Below are 17,750 nucleotides of genomic sequence, written 5' to 3'. Positions count from 1 at the left end.
CCATGGCTGCCCCGGATCTTCCCGCAGACAGGGCCGAAGGCAAAACAACTGCCCCGAAGCGGCCCCTCATCATGCGCTACGCCGCGCGTTCGGACGTTGGCCGCGTGCGCGCCAAGAACGACGACTCTGCCTACGCGGGACGGCACCTCGCCGTCGTCGCCGACGGCATGGGCGGCCACGCCGGCGGCGACGTCGCCTCGGCAGCGACCGTCCTTGACATGATCCACCTGGATCATGATGACTACGACGGCGACGCTGGCACCGTACTGGCCGACGAAATCCAGACGGCTAACTCCCTGCTGTCCGAACTGGTCCATATCAATCCGAAGCTCGCCGGGATGGGCACCACAGTCACGGCTCTGTTGCTCGCCGAGGGCAAGCTTCATTTCGCCCACATCGGAGACTCCCGGGCCTACCGGCTGCGCAACGGCGAGTGGGAACAGGTCAGCATCGACCACACCTTTGTCCAGCGGCTCATCGACGAAGGCCGCCTGCGGCCCGAAGAAGCCGAAACACACCCGCACAAAAACGTCCTCATGCGTGTCTTGGGCGACGTCGATGCCAGCCCTGAGCTGGACCTCGATACCCTCGCCGTCCAGCCCGGGGAACGCTGGCTGCTGTGCTCGGACGGTCTGAACTACGTGGCGGGCCATGTCGTGGAACGCACGGTTCGGGAAACCAAAGACCTCAACGAATGCGCCGACCTGCTCATTGAACTGACCCTGGAAGCCGGCGCCCCGGACAACGTGACCGTTGTGGTGCTGGACATCGGCGACCAGACGCCCGACGACGTCCGGACGGCCGCCGTCGACGTCGTCCCCGCGCCGGCCGCCCCCGGCGCCGGGACTTCAGCCGCCGCGTTGCCCGGAGCGCAGGCCGGCAGTGCCGTCGGTGCAGCGAAGTCCCCCGGCGAGCCCGGGAAGAAGAACGACGCCGGCGCCGCTGGACCCGCGGGCGGGTCCCCGGCCGCGACAGGCAACCAAGCCCCCGCCACCGGGTCCGACGGCAAGGAAGCGGACAAGACGGCCGGCAACAAAGAACCCGAGACCACCACGGACCCGCATCTGGGCGAACATCTCTCGGCCGAAGTCCTGCGCGACGAGCTCTCCACCCGTCCGCACGAACTTGTTGGAGCCGCCGCCGCAGCGGCGGAATCAGGGTCCATTCCGTCCATCGCCGGACGCACCGTGGCCCGGCGCGCGGCCACGGTGCTCACGCACAAGTCGGAACAGACCCGCGAGGACACCGAAGAATTCAAGGCCGCCGGGCGGCCGCGCCGCTGGCTCACGATGTCCGTTGCCGCCGCCATCGTCGCGCTGCTGGCAATCGGGCTCTGGCTTGGCTACGCCTGGACCCAGACGCGGTACTACATCGGCGAGCACGATCAGCATGTGGCCATCTTCAACGGGGTCTCCCAGCGTCTGGGACCCATCCAGCTTTCCACTCTCGAAGCGGTGACCGACATTAAGATGTCCGACCTTCCGGAATTCTCGCAGCAGCGGGTCCGCCAGACCGTGCCTGCCCGCGATCTCTACGACGCACAGCGGATCGTCAAGAACCTTGAGCGCACCGGCACCACAGCCCCGGCCGATGAGTGCCTCACGCCTTCCCCCTCCGCCACGGCCGGCGCCAGTCCCACCCCCGGCGCCACAGCCTCGCCGGGCGCCACCGCGAAACCCGGCGCGACGGCTGCGCCGGGAGCGGCCAAGCCTTCGGCGTCCCCCGCCCCGACAACGAACTGCGAGGGGGCCAAATGACACCCATCGACTCCGTGCCCAAGCCACGACGGAACGTGGAGCTTGTCCTGCTGGTCCTGGCCCTCGCCGTCGGAATCGGCGCCCAGGCCCTCGTGGGCGTGGACCGGCAAAAAGCGTTCGACACTGACTTCTGGTTCCAGTCCGGCCTCCTGGCAGCAGCCGCACTCGCCTTCCATGTGGTGCTGCGGATCCGCGCGAAATATGCCGATCCGGTAATACTTCCGCTGGTGGTCGCCCTCAACGGACTGGGACTTGCCATGATCCACCGGCTGGACAGGGTGGGAGAAGACACCGGCAACAACCAGCTCCGCTGGACCCTGGTGGCCATGGCGGTCGCCATCGCGGTCATTTGGTTCCTCAAGGACCACCGGATACTGCGCCGCTTCACCTATATTTCGCTGGCCGTCAGTGCGGTGCTGCTCATCCTGCCGCTGGTTCCGGGCATCTCGGCCGGAGAAGTCCTGGGCGCGAGCGTCTGGATCAAGATCGGTTCCATGACCTTCCAACCGGGTGAAATCGCCAAGATCACGCTCGCCATATTCTTTGCTGGGTATCTGTCCTCGAACCGGGACCTGATTCTGCTGGCCGGCCGCAAGATCGGCCCGGTGCAGTTCCCGCGGTTCAAAGACATGGGACCGATGATCACCGCCTGGCTCGTAAGCATCGGTGTGCTCGTCTTCCAGCGCGACCTCGGCACCTCGATCCTGTTCTTCGGTCTGTTCCTCGTCATGATCTACGTCGCGACGAGCCGCATCAGCTGGGTCATCATCGGCCTGGTCCTGATGGTGATAGGCGGCTTCGTGGCAGCCAAGGCGTTCTCCCACGTCGCCCTGCGGATCGACGGCTGGATTAATGCCTTTACCCCTGAGGTCTACGGCCGGGAGTTCGGCGGCAGCCTCCAAATCGTCGAAGGCCTGTTTGGCATGGCCAACGGCGGGCTGGTCGGCACCGGCCTCGGCCAGGGCCGCCCCAACCTCGTCCCGTTTGCCAACAGCGACATGATCATCGCTTCATTCGGCGAGGAACTCGGGCTGATCGGTGTCTTCGCGATCGTCCTGATGTACCTGCTGCTGTTCACCCGGGGCTTCCGCGCCGCGCTGGGCACGCGCGACGCCTTCGGCAAGCTGCTGGCCACTGGACTTTCCTTCGCGATCGCGCTGCAGTGCTTTGTGGTGATCGGCGGCGTCACGCGCCTGATCCCTCTGACCGGGCTCACGACGCCGTTCCTCGCCGCCGGCGGATCCTCCCTCCTGGCGAACTGGATCATCGTGGGCCTGCTGCTAATGATCTCGCACACCGCGCGCCGGCCGGTTGATACGACGCCGCTGCCACCCGGCCAGGAACCAGGCGCCGGAAAGAACCTGCCCGCGGCGCCTTCCAGCGCTCCCGCTCCCCAAGCCAGTCCCTTCGCACCCACCGAGGCGGTGAAACAGCTATGAACCAGGCCATCCGCAATTCATGGATCGCCGCCATCGCGATGTTCGTGCTGATCTTCGGCGCGCTCAGCTACGTGCAGGTGGTTGGCGCGGACGAGCTCCAGGCCAACGCCTGGAACAGGCGGGCCATCCTGCAGAACTACTGCAACGACCGCGGCGCCATCATTGTCGGCGGCACCCCGGTGGCCGAGTCCGTGCCTGCCACGGAGAGCTGCAAATTCCAGCGGACCTATTCCCAGCCCGAGCTCTACGCGGGAGTCACCGGATACTTCTCCAAGAACTACGGCCTCACCGGCCTTGAGAAGTCGATGAACGACGTGCTGGCCGGCAGCTCGGACCAGCAGTTCCTCGACCGGGTCGGCCAGCTGTTCCTCGGCAACCAGCCCAAGGGCGCGTCCGTCGAGCTGACACTGGACCCCAAGATCCAGAAGCTTGCCTACGACCTCATCCCGGACGGCCAGCGCGGTTCCATAGTGGTCACCAACCCGAAGACCGGCGCGATCCTGGCCATGGTCTCCAAGCCCTCTTATGACCCCAACCTGATTGCTACGCAGGATCCGGTGGCCGAGCAGTCCAACTACAACGAGCTGAACCAGATCCCCGGGATCAACCTCAACCAGAACGTCAGCGGCCCCACCGGGGCATTGCTGGCTCCCGGATCGGTGTTCAAGCTCATCGACACCGCTGCGGCGCTGAAGTCGGGCAAGTACAACAAGGACAGTGTCCTGCCCAACCCGGCGGAGATGTCGTTCCCGGGCATCGAATACAAACTCCCCAACTATGCGGGAGGCAACTGCTACACCCGCAGCACCGCGTCGTTCGCGTTTGCCCTGCAGCAGTCCTGCAACACGCCGTTCGCCAGCATCGCCCTGGACCTGGGCCAGCAGGCCATCGGGGACCAGGCGTCAAAGTTCGGCTTCGGGCAGGACTTCGGCGACCAGTTGAAGCTGGACTCGGCGCCGAGCTTTTTCCCGAGCGATCCGCTGGACGACGCAGGACTGGCGCAGTCCTCGATCGGCCAGCGGGACGTCCGGGCCACCCCGCTCCAGATCAACACGATGACGGCCGCGATCGCCAACGACGGCGTGCAGATGCAGCCGAACCTGATCAAGGCCGTGCGCGCCCCGGACCTGCGGACTATCAGCGAGCCGAAACCGCAGGCCCTGCGCACCTCCACCACGCCGGAGATCGCGCGGCAGATCAACGAGTGGATGGTCAGCGTCGTTGACGACGGCATCGCCAAGCGGGCAGCCGTGCCCGGCGTCCAGGTGGCCGGCAAGACCGGAACCGCGGAACTCGGCAACGGCCTGAACAACTCATGGTTCACCGGGTTTGCCCCGGCGAATGACCCGCAGGTGGCTGTCACCATCGTCATGGAAGGCGTAGACATCACCACCGGCGCAAACCTAACCAGTCCGAACGCGAAGAAGATTTTTGAGGCGGTGTTGAATAAGTGAGGCCTACTTCAGGAATCACCCTCGGCGGCAGATTCCAGCTGACCACACGCATTGCGATCGGCGGCATGGGAGAAGTCTGGAAAGCCAAAGACCTGATCCTTGGCCGCATTGTCGCCATCAAGGTGCTCAAGGAGGAATACACGGGTGATCCCGGGTTCCTGCAGCGGTTCCGCGCCGAGGCGCGCCATACCGCGCTCCTGAACCACGTGGGCATCGCCAACGTCTTCGATTACGGCGAGGAAGAGGGCTCGGCCTACCTCGTCATGGAACTGGTCCCGGGCCAGCCGTTGAGCAGCATCATCGAGCACGAGCAGGTCCTCTCCCCGGACCGGACCCTCTCGATGATGGCGCAGACGGCGCGTGCCCTCGCCGTCGCCCATGCGCAGGGCCTCGTGCACCGCGACATCAAGCCGGGAAACCTGCTCATCACCCCGGACGGCCGCGTCAAGGTCACCGACTTCGGCATCGCCCGCCTGGCCGACCAGGTTCCGCTGACCCAGACCGGTCAGGTGATGGGCACCGCCCAGTACCTGGCACCGGAACAGGCCACGGGGCAGACGGCCACGGGAGCTTCGGACATCTACTCCCTCGGCGTGATCGGCTACGAGTGCCTCACGGGCCACCGGCCGTTCTCCGGGGAGTCCCAGATCGCCATCGCACTGGCCCAGGTCAATGATGCGCCGCCGCCGCTGCCGGAGACACTGCCCCGGCCCGTCCGGGCGCTCCTAATGTCCATGCTGGCCAAGGATCCGAAGAACCGCCCTGCTGACGCCATCAAGCTGTCCGAGGCGGCCGAGGCCATCCGCAACGGTGACATCGCGGCGGCCCACGCAGCTGTTCCGGGCATGCTCCTCTTCGACGCGGCGACCGGGCCCATCACGGCCCCGGTCGATCTCCCCACGGCAGCCACCAGCGTCATTGCCTCCAGCGCCGCGGAGGACAAGTCGACGTCGGCAACCTCCGCACTGCCCGTCGTCGGCGCCGCCGGTGCCGGCGCGGCGGCAGGCCTTGCGGCCGGCGCGGCAGCAGCCAGCGGCTACGGGGCACGCAATGCGCTCAACCGCGCCGACGCCCTGGCCGCCGAGCGCAACTGGGTGCAGGACGAGGCAGAGTACGAGGAGGAAGACGAACACGCCGAGGAACCGCAGCGCCGCAAGCGCAGCCCGTGGACCTGGCCGCTGATTGCCCTGATCCTGCTGGTGGTTTTCGCCCTGGCCGGTGTGGTCATCAGCCAGGCCGGTAACCTCTTCCCCTCACAGGCGCCGGTCACAAGTGCCCCCACGTCCAGCAGCGTGAAGCCGAGCAGCGCCAGCCCCTCGCCGTCGTCCGCGTCGCCCTCCGATACCCCCACCCCCACTGCCACTTCCGCGACGCCCACCGAGTCCACCCCGGCAGCCATCAACCTGATCCCGGACGCCTACCTGGGGCGCCCCTACGCCGACGTCCGCAACGAGCTGGTCGGCAAGGGGCTCCAGGTCACCGGCGCCGAGGTCTTCAACGACGCGACACCGGGTACCGTCACCAATATTGACCCCTCCGGTCCGGTCCAGCCCGGGACCACCATCACCGTGAGCTACTCCAAGGGTCCGGAAATGGTCGCCGTCCCGTCCATTCCGGCAGGCGCCAGCGAGGCCGAAGTCCAGCAGGCCATCCAGAACGCCGGACTGCGCTGGGCCAAGGGAGCCGACGTCAGCCCCACGAACAAGAAGGAAGACCCAGGAACCTTTGTGAGCTCAGAACCCGCGTCCGGGAGCAAGGTGCCCTCCGGGAGCGTCGTGACCTACCACCTCGCCAAGTCCTCGGCCACAACGCCTTCACCTACCAAGTCCGCACCCTAAGAAATCATGAACAACACACCCCGCACACCGTCGCACAGGGAGGATCGCCCTGTGAACACGCAGCGCGTCCTCAGCGGACGCTATGAGCTGGGTGAGCTGATCGGCCGCGGCGGCATGGCGGACGTGTTCCGCGGTCTCGATACCCGGCTGGGACGCACTGTCGCCGTCAAACTGCTGCGCCCGGACCTGGCCCGGGATCCCCAATTCCAGGCCCGGTTCAAACGCGAAGCCCAGGCCGTCGCCGCGCTCAACCATCCCTCGATCGTGGCTGTCTTCGACACCGGGGACCATGCTGTCCCCGGTGACCGCGAAGACAACCTCCGGGTGCCCTACATCGTGATGGAATTTGTCTCCGGCAAAACCATCCGTGACCTGGTCCGGGCCAAGGAAGTCACCATCGATCAGGCCATCGACTTCACCCTGGGTGTGCTGTCCGCCCTCGATTACAGCCACAAGGCCGGAATCGTGCACCGCGACATCAAACCCGCCAACGTGATGTTCTGCCCGGAATCGAACGGCGTGAAGGTCATGGACTTCGGGATCGCCCGCGCCATTGCGGACTCCTCGGCCACCATGACGCAGACGCAGGCCGTGGTGGGCACGGCCCAGTACCTGTCCCCCGAGCAGGCCCGCGGTGAAACGGTCGACGCACGGAGCGATCTCTACTCCGCCGGGTGCCTCCTGTATGAAATGCTGACCGGCCGGCCGCCGTTCATCGGGGACAGCCCGGTCTCTGTGGCGTACCAGCATGTCCGTGAAATTCCTGAGCCGGCCAGCAGCCTCAACCCTGAGGTCTCCGAGGCGCTGGACAGCGTGCTGATGAAGGCGCTGCAGAAGAACCGCGCGGACCGTTTCCAGGACGCGGCTGCGTTCCGCCGGGCGCTGCGGGCCGCGCGCAACGGTGTACCGGTGACCGCGCCGGCGGCCAGTGAGGCCCCAACCGACCCCACCAACGCCGTTTCCCGTCAAGACCCGCTGGCGCCCACGGCAGCCTTCTCGCTGACCGGGGCCAAGTTCCTGGACGAGTCCCCCGGCGGCCGGCTGCGGCCCGCCGAGGAAGCGCCCCTTGACGATCACGTGCTGCAGCCTGCCGGCACCGAACTGTACGGCACCGCAGACACCGGTAGCCTGCCCCTGGCGCTGCCGGTCGAACGCGAACGCACGCCGGGGCAGAAATCCCGCCGCCGCACTTGGATCGCTACCCTGGTGGTCCTCACGATGCTGGTGCTGGCCGGGGGCGGCCTGTGGCTGTACAACCTCATGAACCAAAGCCCGCCGCAGGCGACCAAGGTCCTGATACCCACCGTGACGTCCTTGACGGAATCAGAGGCTCTGCAGAGGCTCTATAACGCCGGATTCAAGCCGCAACTCAAACGGCTGCAGCACGACACGATTCCGAAGGGCACTGCCATTGGCACGGTGCCGTCCTCGGGAAGTTCCCTGGAAGCCAACTCAGACATCATCCTGAACATCTCCGAAGGCCCCAGCACTATCGCCATCCCTACGGACCTGCCCGGCCGGACGGAGGCGGCGGCCCGCGACCTCCTGCACCAAGAGGGGCTGACCGGTTCCCTCACCACCAAGACATCCAACAACCCCACGGTCCCGGCCGGCATCGTCATCACGACCAACCCGGCTCCGGGCCAGGTGGTGGCCGTGGGGGACGCCGTCGAAATCGTCGTCTCGACCGGGAAGGTTGCCGTGCCGCAGCTGATCGGGCTGCCCCTGGCGGACGCGGAGGCGGCCCTGACGGCCCAGGGCTTGAAGCTCAATGCCACCGAAGTGGAGAATTCCCAGGTGGCTCCGGGCAAGGTGACAGGGCAGGCCGATGCCGCGGATTCGCTCGTGGAACAGGGCAAGACCATCACGGTGACTGTGGCGAAGGCGCCCGCTCCGGTTCCGACGCCCACACCGACGCCCACGCCGACTCCCACCAAGACCGCGTCCAAGGAGGACGCCGTCCTGAACGGGTTGTTCCCCTGATCCGGGCTGTTCCCTGCCTAGGTTGTCCCCGACCGGTCAGTGCTTGATGAGCGGGCTCAGGTCCGCTGCCCGTTCGGCGGCGCCAGCCATGCCTAGCGACTCGAGCCAGTTGCCGAGCATCTGGTAGCCGCCTTCGGTCAGGACGGATTCCGGGTGGAACTGGACACCGCACAGCGGGGCGGTGCGATGCTGCAGACCCATCACAACACCCGTGGCCGTTTCCGCGGTAATCTCCAGGACCTCCGGGATGCTCTCGCGGACAGCGGCCAGTGAATGGTAGCGGGTGGCCGTGAGGGGCGACTGGAGCCCGGCAAACACACTGGTTCCGTGGTGTTCGACCAGGGACGTCTTGCCGTGCATCAGTTCGGGCGCGTGCGTCACGGTTCCCCCGTAGGCCTCCGCCAGCGCCTGATGGCCCAGGCACACGCCCAGCATGGGCTTTGCGTGGCGGCCGCACCATTTAATCAGCTCAATACAGATGCCGGCCTCGGCCGGATTCCCCGGACCGGGGGAGATGAGCACGCCGTCGCGTGCCTCGGCCATTTCAATCGCCTCGGCGAGCGTGACGTCGTCGTTGCGGACCACGGTGGTCTCCGCGCCGAGCTCCTGGAGGTAGCCCACCAGGGTGTAGACAAAGCTGTCGTAGTTGTCTACGACCAAGATTTTGGTTGTGCTCATGGGTGCCTTGCTGAACCAATCGTTGAATCTGTTAACTGGGTGAATTGCGCCAGCCAGGGAAAAAGGAACTGAACCATCAATACCAGTGCTCCGGCCGCCAGCACCAGCGCCGTCACAATCCTGAGCCACAGGGGCCCTGGAAGGTGGCGGAATAGCCAGCTGTACATGTCTCAGCCTTCCCCGGCCGCGCGGGCCGCCTGGGGAGCGATTTCGGCCGGCGGACCCGCCGGCAAAGGTTGCCACCGCTGAAGCAGTGCGTAGGCGACAAAGCGTTCCTGCGAGCCAAACCGCGGATTGCAGCTCGTCATGGTCAGGTGGCGCTCCGTGGCTACTGCGCCCGGCTGCGTCGGCACCGGCAGCAGTACATCCGTCCGCGAGGGCAGGACTATCTGGCTGTTCCGGAACACGTAGACATAGTAGCCCTCGCGGGTCTGGACGTAGATTCGGTCCCCGGGCACCAGGGCATCAATGTTCTCCAGGACCGCGCCGTGAGTCTGCCGGTGGCCGGCAACCGCGAAGTTTCCCGCCGCGCCCGGCATCGCCGTGCCCTGACAGTGCCCGATGCCAAGGGTGCCGGCAGTGCCGGAGTGGTTCCCTAACGACGTCAACGACGTCGCGCTGCCGGGCGTCGGAGGCCACATTCGTCCACCACAACTGCCACGCCACGAAGAGCAGGCGAATGACGCCGACCGTCATGAGCAGTTCACCGGCGATCCGGACGCCGCGCCGGAACAGTCCCCGCCGGCGGCCGTTCCGGCCGTAACCCTGCTCCAACTGCAGCACTGCGGGTTCTCCTCGTGGGCGATAGGGGGTCAACGGTGTGGCCTGAACTACAGCTAGAATTGACTGCGAACAAGAATTCAAACTTGACCAAGAGCACGCTGGCCGCCGGGGGCTTACCTCCTGCACGATACCAAGCCGCTCTTGTTCCGGCCCGCCAAGGAGGATCAGTGCCCGTCTCGAAGCCGCGTAAGAGGACTGCCAGTGTGGCCCCGCAGACTTCTGCTGCGGCCTACAAGCCCAATCCGGTCTGGTTCAAGCCCGTCATGTTTGGCCTGATGATCGTAGGTCTGCTGTGGATCATCACGTTCTACATCACTCAAGGCGCCTTCCCGGTGCAGGCCTGGGCTTCGTGGAACATCGTCGTCGGGTTCGGAATCGCGATCATCGGCTTCCTGATGACCACCCGCTGGCGTTCCTGAACCACGCCTCCGCGGAGCATTTCCCCTGATGGGCCGGTACACACTGTGTGCCGGCCCATCACCGTTAAGCCGGGCGCTCGAGCGCCCGGCTGCCCAGGCTTCAGGCGGCCGTGTCCTTTTGACCGATAATGCTGGGAGCGGCATTAACCCAGAGAAGGATTCCAGATGACCCCGGCAGTAAGCGGCTCAATTATTGGCGACGACGGGCTGGCGCGGCCTGTGTGGGCAGCCGTGGATCCCATGCTGCGTGAGTACTACGACACCGAGTGGGGAATGCCCGTCCGGGATGAGCGGGGTCTCTACGAACGAATCTGCCTCGAGGGGTTCCAGGCCGGGTTGTCCTGGGCGACGATCCTGCGGAAGCGGCCCGCTTTCCGTGCGGCATTCAAGGACTTCCACCCGGAGACGGTTGCGTCCTTCACCGACGCCGATGTGGAACGGCTCATGCTTGATACCGGCATTGTCCGGAACAGGCTCAAGATCCAGGCAACGATCACCAACGCCAGGGCCACTCTGGCTTTGCGGGACGACGGCGGCCTGGTCGACTTCGTCTGGGCGTTTCAGCCCTCAACCACGCCCCGGCCCCATTCGCTGGATCAGGTCCCCACGACCTCGGCCGAGTCCGTGGCGCTGTCCAAGGCGCTGCGCAAGAAGGGCTTTGCGTTCGTCGGACCCACCACCATGTTTGCGCTCATGGAAGCCATCGGCATGGTGGATACCCATCTGCTGGACAGCCACCGGCGCGGAACGTCGGGCGTCTGGCCGCACTGATGCCGCGGTCCTGCAGGGCAGCCTGACGCGGTGCCGCGCAGCGCCGGATGCGTGAGCCGGCTTTATCCACAGGTGTGCAAAAGTCTGGGGAAACTTATCCACATTGTTCATAAGTTTCCGTTCATTTGCGCCTTCCAGCCCGGTTAAAAGGCCGCATCTGGCCGCCCCGGAGACGGCGGGATCTCCCCCGGGCCATGAATTACAAAGCTGTAAGTTATTAACAGTGTGGATTCCCTGTGGAAAAGTGTCGTGGATCGGCCGACCGGTCCGTCAGGCCCTCCGCAGCCATGCCGGGCCACCCCAGAAGCGACTGTTCCGGCCGACGGACTGCGACGAATAAGTTATCCACTTAGTAACAGTGTTCTACCCACAAGTTATCCACAGTTGGGGATAACCGCCGGCTCGGGGATCCGGCATGCCTTGCTGGTGGGCCATGAGCCGGATTTCTTCGCGTGCCTGCTAAGGGCATCAAGTTATTAACACTGTGAATAACCCTGTTGAAAGACCTCGGGTCGGCCGGCGGCGCGTGCCGTGCGGCTTGAAGCGCGGCCGGATCACACGACGTGACCGCTGCACATGGCGACGATGTTGACGTACGATCCAGCGACACGGGACGCCGGCAGCGCATCTGCGGTTCCTGGAGCCGCGTTGCTGCAGGGCGATGCAGCGAACCTGGCGAACACAGAGAGTTGTCCACTTACTCACAGGGCAACCCACAGAAGTTATCCACAGGTGTGGAGATCCATCGGACTGTTTCACCACGCTCCCTGAAATTCGCCAGCTGTGGCCGTCAGATCGGGAAACCCGGCACGAACTACACGCATGTAAGTTATTAACAATGTGGATAACCCCTGTGGAAAACTTCCACCCGCGGCAGCGGAAATCGCCGCAGAGCGGACGGGCTTCCCCCGGGGGTGCGGACGGGGGCAGGCGGGTGGGTGTAGACAGCCTGTCCGAGACGTGCCGGCAGGGCCGGTGAGGCACGCCGTCGGGGGCGGCTTTGCGGGCCGGAGACGGCGATAGACGGCCTGGGAGCGGCATGTTCACGTCGAAGTGCCCCCGGACTAAACTGCCCGGAACTGCGCCCGGATGGATGGGCACGAGTACGGCAGGGCGCAGGCGCGATCGGCGGCAAAGGGCGCCGCCGGGGCATACCGCAAAGGTGGCGGAGGCGGGCCTGACTTAAGCGGCGCCGGCCATCCGGACGGCTGAAACGACGATCACCAGGGCCAGGACGCCGGCGAGGCCGATCACCTGGATCAGCGTCTGCCGGGGTCCGCGGGGAGTGTAGGCAATGACGACGGCGCTCAGGGCGCCGGTGACGAGGCCGCCAAGATGGGCCTGCCACGCGATCTGGGGGACCATGAATCCGATGACGCCGTTGATGGCGATCAGGACCAGGAGTTGGCGGATATCGCCGCCGCGTTGCCGCTGGACCACCAACAGGGCGCCGAACAGGCCGAAGATGGCGCCGGAGGCTCCCACGAGGCCAACGGGGCCGTTCACGGGATAGACCGGGGTCAGCAGGAGGAAGCCGGCCGAGCCGCCGACGGCGGAGAGCAGATAGATCGCCAGGAAGCGCACATGGCCCAGCAGCGGTTCAAGGATCTGGCCGAAAATCCACAGCGTGTACATGTTCAGGACGATGTGGAGCAGGAATCCCTGGGAGTGCAGGAATGCCGACGTGAGCATCCGCCATGGCTCGCTGTCAGTGAAGGCGGGGGCGTAGGCCAGCTGCTGGTAGATCCCGTCGTTGGGGACGAGCCACTGCAGGGCATAAACAAGGGCGCACAGGCCGATGATCACGAAAGTGACTACCGGTTTGCCGATGGTCACGGCGCCGCCGTAGACAGTCCTGACGGTCGGCGTCGCGCGTTTGGTTTCGTTGACGCAGTCAACGCATTGGAATCCGACGGCGGCCGCCCGCTGGCAATCGGGGCACGCAGGGCGCCCGCATCGCTGGCAGCGCACATAGGCGGGCCGGTCCGGGTGCCTGGGGCACACCGGGATCTCCGCGGACGGCTCTGCCGCCGGAACTCCGTAGCTCATGGTGTGGGGTTAGAGCTTCTCGATATCAATGCTGTTGATGGTGACGTCCTCGACGGGGCGGTCGCCCATTCCGGTGCGGACGCCCTCGATCGCGTCAACGACCTTCTTGGATTCTTCATCGGCGACCTCGCCGAAGATGCTGTGCTTGCCCTGCAACCAGCCCGTGGGGATGGTGGTGATGAAGAACTGCGAACCGTTGGTGCCGCGGCCCATCTGGATGCCGGCGTTGGCCATGGCCAGCTTGTACGGCTCGTTGAACGTCAGTTCCGGGTGGATTTCGTCGTCGAACTTGTAGCCCGGTCCGCCCGTGCCGCGGCCCAGCGGATCGCCGGCCTGGATCATGAAGTCCTTGATGATGCGGTGGAAGATAGTGCCGTTGTAGAGCGGCGTGCCCGTCTTGTCCTCGCCCGTTTCCGGGTGGGTCCAGGCCTTCTCACCGGTGGCCAGTCCGACGAAGTTGTCGACGGTCTTCGGCGCGTGGTTGCCAAAGAGGTTGACGACGATGTCGCCGAGGCTCGTGTGGATAGTGGCTTTTGCGGTTGCGTTGGCAGTCATAGGGCCCATTCTTCCATGACGGGTCCATGCACATAGGGCCGGGCAGTCAGTTCCGCGCTGGGTGAAATCCACTGGAAATCAGTCTGAAGAATAGCCGGTGCGTTCCTAGACACGTAGGCTAACAGCAGAACCGTCACATTAATCGGGAGGTAGTTGTGAAGAAATCGGATCGTATTGCCCGTGACCTTGAGCAGTCAGTCAGCACCGGAGTAGACAACGCCAAGGATTGGGCGGCACCGCGGGTTGAAGCGGCCGTGAATTGGGCTGTTCCCCGGTTGCAGCATGGACTGGACACCGCATCCCCCAAGATTCAGGAAGGGCTCAAGTCGGCAGCCCACAATCTGGCCGGCAGCGTTGCCACCGTCACCCCCCGCCTTCAGGACAGTCTGGCCCACCTTGCGCCGAAGATCACCGAAGCCGCCGAGGGCGCGACTCCGCGCCTGCACGAAGCCGTGGACAAGGCGTCCCCCGTGATCGCCAGCGCACGCGACCGGGTGGTGGTCGAGTACCTGCCCAAGCTTTCCGACCAGCTCGGGCACGCTTCCGAGGCCGTCCACCGCACGCTGGAGAACGCTCCGGCCCATGTGGACGCCGTGGCGCAGAAGCTTGTTGACTCCGGCGTGGTCCGCAGCGTCCAGGAACAGGCCCAGGTCACCAAAAAGCAGGCCAAGGCTGCCGGAAAGAACATCAAGGCCGCCGCCGCCGAGGCCGGTAAGACCGCCAGCGCGAAGCTCGCCAAGCCGCAGAAGCCCAAGCACAAGCACCGCGGGCTGCTGATCTTCGGCATCATCGCTGCCGCAGCTGCTGCCGGTGTTGCCGCCTGGAAGGCTTCCAAGCCGGTGGAGGACCCCTGGAAGGTGCCGACGCCGGTAACGCCGGCCCCTGTCGCGGCCAGCAGCGTCAACGAGACGCTCAAAGACGCTGCCGACAAGGCCGGCGCCGCCACAGTTGCGGCAGCCGACGCCGCGGCTGATGCCTCCGCGGAGGCATCCGACGCGACAGCGGCAGCGGCCGACGACGCAGCGGAGGCGGCCAAGGACGTTGCCGACGACACCGCGACGGCTGCAGCCAAGGTTGCCACCGATGCCAAGACCGCCGTACGCAACATCGCGTCCAACCTGAACAACGGCTCGAACAAGCCGGGCCAGTAGCACCGGCCGAGCCGAGCCGTCGCCGGGCTCCGCCCGGCGTCCGGCAGGTATTCCGCAACTCTCCGAGGGAGGGATTCCGCCATGGGGCGGGATCCCTCCCTTTATTTCGCCCGGTCCTGCGCCGGTGCGCGCCGCGGCCCGGCTTCAGCCTGCAGGCTAGATGCTAAATTTGTGGTGATGTCACCCCATAGATCACCCCAGGACGACCTGATTACCGCTCCGCCGCCGTCTGTGTCGATCGTGATCCCGGCGTACAACGAGGAAAGCGTCATCCGGCAGTGTCTGATTGCCGCGGTCTACCAGTCGGTGCCGGCCCACGAAATCATTGTGGTGGACAATCTGTCCAAGGACCGCACGGCGGACATCGTGCGCCAGATGCAGCTCGAGTATCCGGAGAGTCCCATCATCCTGCTCAGCCAGCACAGCGCTCAGGGACTCATCCCCACGCGTAACTTCGGTCTGGACCACGCTACAGGCGACATCCTCGGCAGGATCGACGCCGACTCCGTGCTGGAGCCTGACTGGGTGGAGCAGGTCCAGAAAGCCTTCAGGGACGACTCGGTGCACGCCGCAACGGGTCCGGTGGTCTACTACGACATGCCGATGCGCCGCTTCGGGCTCAAGGCCGACGACAAAATGCGCCAACTGATGCTCAAGCTTGCCAAGCACCAGTATCACTTCCTCTTCGGCTCCAACATGGCCCTCCGCCGTTCGGCCTGGGAAACCATCCGGGCCGAAACCTGCCGGGATGAACGGGACGAAATGCACGAGGACATTGACCTCTCGCTGCACCTGGCGGACCACGATCTCCGGATCCAGTACTGGCCGCAGATGATCTCGGGCATGTCCGCCCGGCGGCTCGAGGATTCGCCCCGCGACTACCGCTACTACGTGACGCGCTTTGACCGCACCTACAAGGCCCACAACGTCAAGAAGATGGCCCTGAAGGCGCCCATGGTGGTGTTCTTCTCGGTCTACTTCCCGGCAAAGCTGCTCCGCGCCATTCACACGGTCAACACCGCGCAGCCCGCCCGCCGCGGCGGCCAATAGGCGCTGCCAACAGCCGCCAGCAAGAGCCGCGGTCTAGTCCGTGCCGAGCTCCGCCAGCCGTTCAGTGCCTGGTCCCTCCGCGCGTGGTACCACCGCGCCGCCCCGGGCAAGCCGTGACCTGCGCTGCCCCAGAACGACGACGGCGAGCCCCACCAGGATCATCGCCAGTCCGGCATAGGTCCCGGCCGGCAGCGTCTCGCCAAGGAACGCGGCAGCCAAGAGCGCCGCACCCGGAATTTCCAGCAGGATGATCATCGATACGAGCAGCGGGCTCATCGTCGCCAGCAGGTGGTTGAACGCCGTGTGCCCCACGAGCTGGGCGCACACCGTGACGGCAAGGATCCCCAGCCAGCCAGCCGCCTCGAACCCTGCCAGCGGCTGTCCCGCCAACAAGGCCATCCCCGCCACAATCGCGGCGCACATGCCATAGCAGAGCGTCGTATAGATGCCGGTTCCCATGGTCTGCCGGGCTTTGCCTCCGGCAAGCGTGTACATGCCCGCCAGGGCCCCGCCGGCCACCGCCAGGAGATCGCCCAGGAGCGCCTGCGGAGAGGTGCCCATGTCGAAGCCGGTAATCGTCACGACACCGGCGAACGCGATCCCCAGCCCCACCAGGACCGGCCACGGGTGCCGAACGCCCCGGAACATCTGGAAAACTGCGATCCAGCCCGATTGCAGGCACACCAGCGCCGTCGCCGCTGCAACCGATGTCAGCTGCAGGGAGGTGATGAAGCAAGCAAAATGCAGCGCCAGGGCCACCGCCGCGGCGAGCGACCAGCGGAACTCGATTCCGGTCACTCTGCCGAACTGGCGCGGGCTGCGGACCAACACTGGACCAGCCATGACGACGGCCCCAATCGCGTTGCGCCAGAAGGCGATGGCGAGGGCACTGACCGAGGTGGCACCCAGCGTGGCGGCAATGAGCGGCCCGGACGAAGCCACACCAAGCACCCCGACGGCGGCAAGTAAAAAGTTCACGCTCCCACACTAGTGGGACCGACGGCGGGGCCCTTCCGTCCGCTACTCCTTGACCCGCACATACCGCGGTGCCAGTCTTAAATCGCGGTCTCACAGTCCGGTCTCACCATCATCAAAGAAGGAGACCATCATGGCGTCAATGATCCGCAAGAGCCTGGACCAGCCGGAAGAAACACGCCCCGTTGCCGAAGGCATGGGTCAGGTGGACCTCGTCAACCTCGACGCCGGACCGGTGGCGCGAGCGACCTTCCTGCCGGGCTGGAAGTGGTCTCAGCACGTCAAGCCGATCGCCCAAACGGACAGTTGCATGGTTGCCCACAAGGGCTACACCGTCTCGGGCCGTCTAAAAGTCGTCATGGACGACGGCGAAGAAATCGAATTCGGTCCCGGCGACTTCGGGGTCATCCCGCCGGGTCACGATGCTTGGGTCCTCGGCGACGAACCCTATGTGTACATCGACTGGCAAGGGATGTCGGACTACGCGAAGCCGAAGGAGTGAGTCTGCAGGCAGGCGCCTCTGCCCGGATATGCAAAGAGTCCCGGGCCGCGTTTCCGCGATCCGGGACTCTTCTCATGGTGGAGGCACGGGGACTCGAACCCCGAACCCCCTGCTTGCAAAGCAGGTGCGCTACCAATTGCGCCATGCCCCCATAAGAAGCAACCCGTCAATCATACCCTAGTTCCGGAGAGCTGATTTCAGCTTCCATTTCTGGGGCCGGGCTAATCAACCGTATCGGTTGAGTTGCTCCAGACTACTTTCCGGGCTTCGGATTCCTGCACCTTCCGGTAGAGGAAGACGCCTGCGACCGTGGCTGCGATAACCAGCAACTTCTTCACACGCACCC

At 65.5% G+C, this 17,750-nt stretch carries 15 protein-coding genes, 1 tRNA gene and 1 pseudogene; 10 read left to right on the top strand and 7 right to left on the bottom strand.

Features of this window, described 5'->3' with window-relative positions; genetic code table 11:
• Positions 1-2: 2 nt before the first annotated feature.
• Genes BLR03_RS01735 through pknB form a run of 5 tightly spaced genes read left to right on the top strand, consistent with a single transcriptional unit; the run spans position 3 to position 8,471 of the window.
• Positions 3-1,757 (top strand): PP2C family protein-serine/threonine phosphatase, encoded by a 1,755-nt coding sequence (locus BLR03_RS01735; protein ID WP_091248591.1) that lies wholly within the window; start codon positions 3-5, stop codon positions 1,755-1,757.
• Entirely contained in the window at positions 1,754-3,196 is a 1,443-nt protein-coding gene (locus tag BLR03_RS01730) for an FtsW/RodA/SpoVE family cell cycle protein (RefSeq protein ID WP_091248588.1), read from the top strand. Before BLR03_RS01735 ends, BLR03_RS01730 begins: the two co-directional genes overlap by 4 nt.
• A complete protein-coding gene (locus BLR03_RS01725) occupies positions 3,193-4,650 on the top strand; it encodes a peptidoglycan D,D-transpeptidase FtsI family protein (protein WP_091248585.1) in 1,458 nt (485 codons plus the stop codon). The genes BLR03_RS01730 and BLR03_RS01725 overlap by 4 nt, the downstream gene beginning before the upstream one ends.
• Positions 4,647-6,488 carry a protein kinase domain-containing protein gene (locus tag BLR03_RS01720; protein ID WP_091248583.1) on the top strand — a complete coding sequence of 614 codons (1,842 nt, stop codon included), beginning with the start codon at positions 4,647-4,649 and terminating at the stop codon, positions 6,486-6,488. The genes BLR03_RS01725 and BLR03_RS01720 overlap by 4 nt, the downstream gene beginning before the upstream one ends.
• A 6-nt stretch (positions 6,489-6,494) precedes the next feature.
• Positions 6,495-8,471, top strand: coding sequence for a Stk1 family PASTA domain-containing Ser/Thr kinase (pknB, locus tag BLR03_RS01715; RefSeq protein WP_091248581.1), 1,977 nt, complete (start codon positions 6,495-6,497; stop codon positions 8,469-8,471).
• Positions 8,472-8,507: 36 nt separating this feature from the next.
• Here the strand turns inward: pknB and BLR03_RS01710 are convergent, their stop codons facing one another.
• Positions 8,508-9,149, bottom strand: coding sequence for an anthranilate synthase component II (locus BLR03_RS01710; protein WP_091248579.1), 642 nt, complete (start codon positions 9,147-9,149; stop codon positions 8,508-8,510).
• A 170-nt stretch (positions 9,150-9,319) separates the two neighbouring features.
• Positions 9,320-9,932 (bottom strand): annotated as a pseudogene (locus tag BLR03_RS01705) (sortase).
• 167 nt (positions 9,933-10,099) lie between these two features.
• Between BLR03_RS01705 and BLR03_RS01700 the strand changes: the two are divergent.
• Both BLR03_RS01700 and BLR03_RS01695 read left to right on the top strand, forming a co-directional pair.
• On the top strand, positions 10,100-10,351 hold the full coding sequence (locus tag BLR03_RS01700; protein WP_091248577.1) for a cell division protein CrgA: 252 nt from the start codon (positions 10,100-10,102) through the stop codon (positions 10,349-10,351).
• Between the two features lie 165 nt (positions 10,352-10,516).
• Entirely contained in the window at positions 10,517-11,122 is a 606-nt protein-coding gene (locus tag BLR03_RS01695) for a DNA-3-methyladenine glycosylase I (RefSeq protein ID WP_091248575.1), read from the top strand.
• A 1,182-nt stretch (positions 11,123-12,304) separates the two neighbouring features.
• On the opposite strand, the gene BLR03_RS01690 is transcribed toward BLR03_RS01695, so the two are convergent.
• A complete protein-coding gene (locus BLR03_RS01690; protein ID WP_091248573.1) occupies positions 12,305-13,171 on the bottom strand; it encodes a rhomboid family intramembrane serine protease in 867 nt (288 codons plus the stop codon).
• Between the two features lie 9 nt (positions 13,172-13,180).
• Positions 13,181-13,726 (bottom strand): peptidylprolyl isomerase, encoded by a 546-nt coding sequence (locus BLR03_RS01685; protein WP_091248570.1) that lies wholly within the window; start codon positions 13,724-13,726, stop codon positions 13,181-13,183.
• Between the two features lie 155 nt (positions 13,727-13,881).
• Here BLR03_RS01685 and BLR03_RS01680 point away from each other — a divergent pair, with 155 nt between their 5' ends.
• Both BLR03_RS01680 and BLR03_RS01675 read left to right on the top strand, forming a co-directional pair.
• Positions 13,882-14,877: a hypothetical protein gene (locus BLR03_RS01680; protein ID WP_091248569.1), complete on the top strand. Its 996-nt coding sequence runs from the start codon at positions 13,882-13,884 to the stop codon at positions 14,875-14,877.
• 177 nt (positions 14,878-15,054) lie between these two features.
• Entirely contained in the window at positions 15,055-15,927 is an 873-nt protein-coding gene (locus BLR03_RS01675) for a glycosyltransferase family 2 protein (RefSeq protein ID WP_091248566.1), read from the top strand.
• Positions 15,928-15,960: 33 nt separating this feature from the next.
• Here BLR03_RS01675 and BLR03_RS01670 read toward each other — a convergent pair whose 3' ends face one another.
• The gene (locus BLR03_RS01670; protein ID WP_091248564.1) at positions 15,961-16,905 is read right to left on the bottom strand and encodes a DMT family transporter; all 945 of its coding nucleotides are present in this window, start codon (positions 16,903-16,905) and stop codon (positions 15,961-15,963) included.
• Positions 16,906-17,035: 130 nt separating this feature from the next.
• On the opposite strand from BLR03_RS01670, the gene BLR03_RS01665 reads away from it, so the two are divergent.
• On the top strand, positions 17,036-17,404 hold the full coding sequence (locus BLR03_RS01665) for a cupin domain-containing protein (RefSeq protein ID WP_091248561.1): 369 nt from the start codon (positions 17,036-17,038) through the stop codon (positions 17,402-17,404).
• 75 nt (positions 17,405-17,479) lie between these two features.
• Here the strand turns inward: BLR03_RS01665 and BLR03_RS01660 are convergent.
• Both BLR03_RS01660 and BLR03_RS24670 read right to left on the bottom strand, forming a co-directional pair.
• Positions 17,480-17,555, bottom strand: a tRNA-Ala gene (locus tag BLR03_RS01660).
• A 70-nt stretch (positions 17,556-17,625) separates the two neighbouring features.
• A complete protein-coding gene (locus BLR03_RS24670; protein WP_217639728.1) occupies positions 17,626-17,742 on the bottom strand; it encodes a DLW-39 family protein in 117 nt (38 codons plus the stop codon).
• Between the last annotated feature and the right edge of the window lie 8 nt (positions 17,743-17,750).

The sequence above is a fragment of the Arthrobacter sp. ok909 genome, assembly GCF_900104405.1.
Lineage (GTDB): Bacteria > Actinomycetota > Actinomycetes > Actinomycetales > Micrococcaceae > Arthrobacter > Arthrobacter humicola.
This window is presented reverse-complemented; position numbering and strand designations above follow the sequence as displayed.

Bases quoted from the DNA above. Each gene is read 5' to 3' on its own strand.
- BLR03_RS01685 (WP_091248570.1), bottom strand. From the start codon at position 13,726: ATGACTGCCAACGCAACCGCAAAAGCCACTATCCACACGAGCCTCGGC.
- BLR03_RS01695 (WP_091248575.1), top strand. From the start codon at position 10,517: ATGACCCCGGCAGTAAGCGGCTCAATTATTGGCGACGACGGGCTGGCG.
- BLR03_RS01730 (WP_091248588.1), top strand. From the start codon at position 1,754: ATGACACCCATCGACTCCGTGCCCAAGCCACGACGGAACGTGGAGCTT.
- BLR03_RS01725 (WP_091248585.1), top strand. From the start codon at position 3,193: ATGAACCAGGCCATCCGCAATTCATGGATCGCCGCCATCGCGATGTTC.
- BLR03_RS01675 (WP_091248566.1), top strand. From the start codon at position 15,055: ATGTCACCCCATAGATCACCCCAGGACGACCTGATTACCGCTCCGCCG.
- BLR03_RS01690 (WP_091248573.1), bottom strand. From the start codon at position 13,171: ATGAGCTACGGAGTTCCGGCGGCAGAGCCGTCCGCGGAGATCCCGGTG.
- BLR03_RS01710 (WP_091248579.1), bottom strand. From the start codon at position 9,149: ATGAGCACAACCAAAATCTTGGTCGTAGACAACTACGACAGCTTTGTC.
- pknB (WP_091248581.1), top strand. From the start codon at position 6,495: ATGAACAACACACCCCGCACACCGTCGCACAGGGAGGATCGCCCTGTG.
- BLR03_RS01735 (WP_091248591.1), top strand. From the start codon at position 3: ATGGCTGCCCCGGATCTTCCCGCAGACAGGGCCGAAGGCAAAACAACT.
- BLR03_RS01665 (WP_091248561.1), top strand. From the start codon at position 17,036: ATGGCGTCAATGATCCGCAAGAGCCTGGACCAGCCGGAAGAAACACGC.